The organism is Candidatus Melainabacteria bacterium, from assembly GCA_016193285.1.
Classification (GTDB): domain Bacteria; phylum Cyanobacteriota; class Vampirovibrionia; order 2-02-FULL-35-15; family 2-02-FULL-35-15; genus JACPSL01.
Genome location: JACPSL010000001.1, coordinates 1 through 6,402, shown reverse-complemented (window position 1 = coordinate 6,402; position 6,402 = coordinate 1). Strand labels below are relative to the sequence as shown.

Below are 6,402 nucleotides of genomic sequence, written 5' to 3'. Positions count from 1 at the left end.
TCCACACAAAGTGATACATTAACCTGAAAACATGATGAGTATTCTTCAGCGTCTCCACAAAGAGGATAGCTTAACATGCCTTCGGCATGTCAACTATCCTCCTCGGGGGCAAGCCCCCGAGATCGCCGTTGGCGGTTCGACATTTAACAATTAGTTTTTTTTGTATTTCAATGAATTAAGCTGGTCAAAGACCCAGAAGGTTATACTTATCTTTAACTGTTGATTTAGTTTAGCCCTTGAAAGTATTTGTTTTTCATTTGCATTCACCTCTTATTTTTTATTATTCTACTGCCCTAACATAACTTTTATCCATACAGGTAACTTCCTAAGTAAAATAAATTTTTCAGCAATTATATAAGCAAGATAAAAACCAATCACTCCAAAAAAGTATGGGTAACGAACTTGAACTTTTAGGATTTGTTTAGCTAATAAATTAAAAAGTTTTACTTTTTCAATAAATAACGTGGAACAAAAAGAAATTAATACACCAATTAACATATCTGAAGGATAGTGCAATCCAAAATACAATCTTGGAAGTATTCCTGTAAATAAGACAAATAAAATTGCAAAAATACCAATTGTTTTATTCCAGAAAAATAATCCAAAAGCAATTGTAGATAAAAGAGCAACAGTATCACTTGGAAATGATCCATGTTTAGGATTTCTTACCCACGCGTCTTTCCAAAGTGACTTTATATCTTTAGTTACAACAGGACTTTTAATTACACTTTCATAAGTAACAATTGGTCTTTTACTGTCAATTACTGCATTCATTATTTCTATAATGCCAAGTGTCAGCATAATACTAAAAAGAATAGCAAGAACTCTTTTATTTGCATTAATATCTTTTTTATATAAACCATATTCCCAAATTCCAATAACTAAAGCTACAAGTATTGCTGTTCTTAATGCATCAACAGAAAGAAAAATTAATGCAAGTGTGTCTAAAAAAATACATCTCCCACAATATTGATTAAAAAACAAAACAATAGAAATATCTAATTCTCTAATTTTTTAATTCTCCTCCTTATTAAGATCTATAAACCAAATTTCTTTTTGAGCTTTATAAATCACATAAATAAGTACAAGTAGATGGAAGCTAAGAAAAAAGAATAAAGAATTTTCTAAAATTACTTTCCCATAAACTGCACTAAGAGAATTAACAATGATTAACAGTAATCTTTCTTCAGTAGGCCCTAAGCCTAAATAACAAGTTTTAAATTTATTGCTTACTGAAAAATAAAGAAACGAACTTATCATAAACCCAGCCATTAATACAAAAAGAAAAAAAACATAATATTTGTAAATCTCATCTACAATCATAAAATAACCTAGAAATATGCTAGCTAAGAAAATATAATCAAGAAGATGGTCCATGTAATAACCCCATTTAGCAAGTCCATCGTTCCTATATCTTCCAACTGAGCCATCAAAATAGTCAGATAGATATTGAAAAAATATAGTAAGTGAAACTAACCAAAGCCATTTTATATTTTCTCTTGCAAAGTAACTAAATAAAACTATAAGTAAACTCCAAAGAATACTTAACAGTGTCAAATGATAGCTTTTAATCCATTTTGGTATTAATGAGACAAGAGGAGTTAAGTATTTTAACTCATAAGATCTTAGTAAAGACTCGCCATGTTTTTCACTAAAAGTAGATTTAAAAACTTCTGTCATTTGTTCTCTCTTGCAATATTAACATCAATAGCTCTATAATAACTTAAACATGCTTGCTTTTTACATTTTTTGTATTTTCTGTATTTTCTGTCCACTGTCTCCACCATGCTTTGGACATGGAGATGATATTGCTTTTAAAGCAAAGTTTAAAAAAATACCAACCAGTAATGTAGACATTAAAGGTACCGGAATTGAAACAAAAATAATTAAAGAAGAAATAGTCGATGATATAGTAAGAACAACAGGTCAAATTGAAGAAATCCCAAATAATAAATTTGATGTAAACTCACCAGTTCAGGGTAAAGTAATTTCTGTCCTTGTTGATTTAGGTACTATGGTACAAGGAGGTCAAGGGCTTGCAACTATCCAAAGTACTGAGATAGCAAAACTACAGTCCGAGCTTAATCAATCTGAAGCAGAGCTTGAGCTTGCAAAAAATAATTTTGACAGAGAAGAAAAGCTGTTTGAAAAAAGAATAACTGCAAAAAAAGACCTTGATGTAGCAAAAGCAGCACTAGCAAGTGCTGAGGCTAAATTAACTGCAGCAAGAAATAATTTAAAAATATTAACTAATCAAAATGAAAATTTAGAACAAGGGATTTTTACTATTAAAACTCCTAAAGCTGGAACAATAGTAGAAAGAAATATAACTATTGGTCAAGTTGTAAATGTAAACCAAATAATATTTCGTGGACTTGATTTAACAAAAGTCTGGGCAAGTGCAGATATATATGAAAAAGACAGAAGTAAAATCAATAAAAATCAAAAAGCAATTGTAATTTTAGATGGAGCACAAGATAAAGCTTTTACTGGAAATATTACATATATTGGTTCAGTTATAAACAAAGAAACAAGAACTCTACCAGTAAAAGTATTGCTTGACAATAAAGAAAGTGTTTTAAATCCAGGTGCATTTATTCAGCTAAATATTTCCACAGGACAAAAGAAAAACTTAATTGTAATTCCAAGAACTGCGCTTGCCCAAATTGATAAAGAAGGTACTGAAGGAAAACACAAACACATTGTTTATTTAAAAGAAGGTAAATTTTTTATTCCACGAAAAATTGAAGTTGAAGCACATGATTCTGATACAGTAGAAGTTATTTCAGGACTTACTCCTGGTGAAGTTATAGTTTCAAAAGGTACTTATCAGCTTGAGTTTGGAGAAGGGGAAGAAGAACATGAGCATATAAAGCAAGAAAAAACATATCCCAAGTGGCTTATCCCTGTTGGATTTTTAATTACTTTAATAGTTGGATTCCTGCTAGGCAAAAAGAAACCAAGAACTAGTTTATGATTGGCAAAATAATAAGATGGTCTTTAAATAATAGACTTTTAGTAACTGCACTTGGAATAATTTTATTTGTATGTGGCACTTATTCAGCAATAAACACTCCTGTAGATGTTTTACCAGAGTTTGCACCACCACAAGTAGTTATTCAGACTAATGCACCTGGACTTGCTGCTGAAGAAGTTGAATCTATAGTTACAATCCCACTTGAAAGTACATTAAATGGACTGCCAAATATCCAGGCTGTAAGAAGCAGTTCAATTGAAGGGCTCTCATTTGTAACAGTTGTATTTAAATGGGATACTGATATTTTTAGAGCAAGACAACTTGTAGCAGAAAAAGTACAACTTGCAGCTCAGATTTTTCCTAAAAACATTAATGCTCCTATTTTATCTCCAATAACTTCCCCAATTGGAAGTATTTATTTCTTTGCTCTGACAAGTAAAATTACACCGCTTATAGATTTAAGAACTTATGCAGACTGGGAAATTAGAAATAAACTTCTCTCAGTACCAGGTGTAGCCAGGGTTTTAGTTTATGGCGGGGATTTAAAACAATATCAAGTTTTAGTCAATCCTAATAAATTACGACAATATAATATCGGGTTAAATCAAGTAGTTGAAGCAGCTAATAAAGCAAATGTAATTGTTGGTGGTGGATACTTAGTAGAAGATGACAGAGAGTATTTAATTCGTGGTATTGGGAAGATTAATTCCATAGAAGAACTTGGTAATTCAGTAATCGCTCAAAAAGAAAATATACCAATTTATTTAAAAGATATTGCAAATGTAAAAATCGAAGCAGCTTTTAAAAGAAGTTATGGAAGTATAGATGGAAAAGAAGCTGTAATTATAGCCATTAGCAGACAGCCTGGAGTTAATACACTTGAAGTAAATAAAGGTATTCAAGAAGCACTTGACAAGATAAAAAAATCATTACCTCGTGACATAAAAATTACACAGACATATAGTCAGTCTGACTTTATTAATGTATCAATCAAAAACATTCTTTGGGCAATTTTTGAAGGTTCAATACTTGTCATTATTGTTTTACTTTTATTTCTAGGAAGTTTTAGAACTAGTTTTATTAGCTTAACTGCAATCCCTTTATCACTTATAGTTGCAATATTAATCTTAAAAGCATTTGGACAAACAATAAACTCAATGACACTTGGCGGTCTAGCTGTTGCAGTTGGTGAAATAGTTGATGATGCAATTATTGGTGTAGAAAATGTTTATAAAAGGCTTAGACAAAATAAAATAAGCCAGAACCCAAGACCAGCATTTGAGGTAATATTTAACGGGTCATGTGAAGTAAGAAACTCAGTTGTGTATGGGACATATATTATTACTGTAGTTTTTTTACCAGTTTTATTTTTAACTGGGCTTGCTGGACAAATATTTAAACCACTTGCATGGGCATACATTATTTCTCTTCTTGCTTCACTTGGAGTTGCACTAACTTTAACCCCTGCAATGTGTTTTTATCTTTTGTCAAAAAATGAAAGTCTAAAAGAACATGAACCCCAAATAATTACAATATTAAAAGAAAAATATTTAAAATTACTAGATCAGGTTTTAAATAAACCAAGGCAAATTTTTATAAGTACAGTAATACTCTCATTAATTGCAATAATTATATTTTTTACAATGGGGAGATCATTTTTACCTGAGCTTGGAGAAGAAAATCTTGTTGTCATGGCAATTGCACCACCAGGGACAAGTTTAAAAGCTACACAAAGAATAGCTCTAAGAATGGAAAAGAAATTACATAGGTATCTTGAAATAGTTACTATTGGCAATAGAGCTGGCAGGTCTGAATTAGACGATGAACCAATTTCAGCAAACACAAGCCACTTTGATATTACTTTAAAAAGTGGTTTATCTCAAGAAAGAAAAGAAGACTTGATTAAAAATATTAGAGAAGATTTTGAACATATTCCTGGAGTCATAACTTTAATCAGGTCATTTATTACTGAAACAATAGAGCAAGTTATAACTGGTCAAAGAGCACCAATTATTTTAAAGCTTTATGGAAATAATTTGGAAACACTTCAAGGATATGCTTCTAAAATTGCTTATGTTTTATCAGACATAAAAACACTACAAGAAGTACAAGTAGAACCAGTTACTAACATTCCTCAGATACATATAAAAGTAAAAAAGAAAGTCGCTGCTCGTTATGGACTGAGAACTGGCGATTTACTTGAGGTCGTTCAAATTGGTTTTAATGGAATTAGTACTCACCAGCGAGTTATTGAAGGACAAAAATCTTTTGACTTATTTGTCTGGTTTGATAAATCTTACAGGAGAAACATTGCTATTATAAAAAATACATTAATAGATACTCCAATGATGGTTAAAGTACCACTTGGACAATTAGCAGATGTCATGGAATCAACAGGACCAAATATTATAAACAGGGAAAAAGTTTCAAGAAGAATTGTAATTCAAGCAAACGCAAAAAAAACAGATATTTCAAAGTCTGTTGAAAAAGCTGAAAAGTTAATTAAAGAAAAAATTAAATTGCCTGAAGGATATACACTTGAGTTTGAAGGTGATTACAAACAACAACAAGAAGCAAATAAAAAATTATTTTTTCTCAGTATTCTTGTACTCGTTGGAATATATCTTTTACTTTCGCTTGCTTTTAAATCATTTAAGATTGCAACTATAATAATGATCAATTTGCCACTTGCACTTATTGGTGGAGTATTGGCAATTGCAATGTTTGATGGCGTTTTGAGTATTGCAAGTATAGTTGGTTTTATAACCTTGTTTGGTCTTTCAACAAGAAATAGTATTTTACTTGTAAATAGATTCTTTGATATTCAAAGAGAAAATCCTAAACTACCAATTGACGAAGTAATAAAACGTGGTGCACTTGACAGACTTCCACCAATTCTTATGACAGCACTAACTGCTAGTTTTGCAATGCTTCCACTTGCACTTTTTCCTGGTGCAGGACGTGAAATAGAACACCCACTTGCAATAGTAATTTTAGGTGGAATGTTTAGTGCAACTGCTCTTACTCTTTTGATCATTCCTGTAATATACAAAGAGTACGCAAGTAAAGTTTAATTGTTAACACATGTAACCCAAGGTTACATTCGTTACGTTTCTAAACAATTTGAAAAGAAAAAAAATTAAAAATTTATTTAAAAAGTAAAGAATTTTCTTTAACCAAAAATCATCAATACAGTAAATATCTCTGATTTGGTTAACTACTAAAAATTCAAAACTAAAGAATCAAGCCTTAAAACTCAAAACTCCAAACTCGAAACTCTTAAGTTCTTAACTTCTCTACAGGTTTTTTCCCGTCTTTTCAAAATTTACATTGTCTGATTGAATTAACAACCACTCGGCATAACGGCGAATCGGAGAAAAGAAAAAAGGAGATAAAAATGATCACGCTAAAATCAATTCCCACCC

4 protein-coding genes are annotated in these 6,402 nt (G+C 30.9%); 2 read left to right on the top strand and 2 right to left on the bottom strand.

All coding sequences use genetic code 11. The annotated features are described in order from the left end of the window. Positions 1 to 285: 285 nt before the first annotated feature. The gene (locus HYY52_00020; protein MBI2995084.1) at positions 286 to 984 is read right to left on the bottom strand and encodes a phosphatase PAP2 family protein; all 699 of its coding nucleotides are present in this window, start codon (positions 982 to 984) and stop codon (positions 286 to 288) included. A 30-nt stretch (positions 985 to 1,014) separates the two neighbouring features. Further along, entirely contained in the window at positions 1,015 to 1,680 is a 666-nt protein-coding gene (locus tag HYY52_00015; protein MBI2995083.1) for a CDP-alcohol phosphatidyltransferase family protein, read from the bottom strand. 49 nt (positions 1,681 to 1,729) lie between these two features. Between HYY52_00015 and HYY52_00010 the strand changes: the two genes are divergently transcribed. After that, entirely contained in the window at positions 1,730 to 2,977 is a 1,248-nt protein-coding gene (locus HYY52_00010; protein MBI2995082.1) for an efflux RND transporter periplasmic adaptor subunit, read from the top strand. Then, entirely contained in the window at positions 2,974 to 6,051 is a 3,078-nt protein-coding gene (locus tag HYY52_00005) for an efflux RND transporter permease subunit (GenBank protein ID MBI2995081.1), read from the top strand. The genes HYY52_00010 and HYY52_00005 overlap by 4 nt, the downstream gene beginning before the upstream one ends. Positions 6,052 to 6,402 lie beyond the last annotated feature (351 nt).